This window comes from Oleiphilus sp. HI0066 (genome assembly GCF_001635725.1).
In genome coordinates, this window is the sequence record NZ_LWFH01000485.1 from 1 (window position 1) to 662 (window position 662).

A 662-nucleotide genomic window follows, 5' to 3' on the forward strand; every position below is an offset into this window, starting at 1 on the left:
TCGTTTAATGCTGCGTCTGCCGCATAAAAATCAATCCACGACACCAACGACTCGCCGCGACGTAAACTCTGCTTTAAGAAACGTATACGCTGAGAAATGTTTGATGGAAGACTCATTGAGCACCTCCATCAGTAAAAAGCTGATCTAAACCTTCAATCAAACTCTGTTCTGGCTTTATAAAGTAAACGCCCGCTGGGTTATCTCCATCTGCGTCTAAACCAAGTCCTCTTAAAAACAAATACACTACACCACCAAAATGTGCCTGATAGCTATAAGCATTTCCCATTCGTGCTTTTAACAGACGATGAATGGCTAAGCTATACAGCAGGTATTGCACATCATAACGATGCTCATTGATCGCTGCTTCTAGTTTGTCGTGCGTATAGTTGTCTGCGCTAAAACCAAGATGATTCGATTTATAATCCAGCACAAAATAAGCGTCTTGCGCTCGGAACAATAAGTCGATCGCCCCTTTAATATGCCCTTCGAATGCTTCAAAACTCAAAGCGTCTGCATTCGGATTGTACTGACGAAGTAGCGAATTAAAGTTCGACAAAGAGAAATCATCTACCGAGAAATAAAACTTGGCTTCAACGCGATAATCGTTTTCGTCTAATTGTGCTAAAGCAATTGATGCTCCAGAAGCGCTGCCGATTTCTATC

Annotated in this window: 1 protein-coding gene; it reads right to left on the reverse strand. The window is 42.0% G+C overall.

From position 1 onward, the window contains the following. Positions 1 to 112: 112 nt before the first annotated feature. Positions 113 to 662 (reverse strand): PD-(D/E)XK nuclease family protein (locus A3738_RS06870; RefSeq protein ID WP_197473658.1); only part of this gene is annotated, 550 nt, incomplete at its 5' end.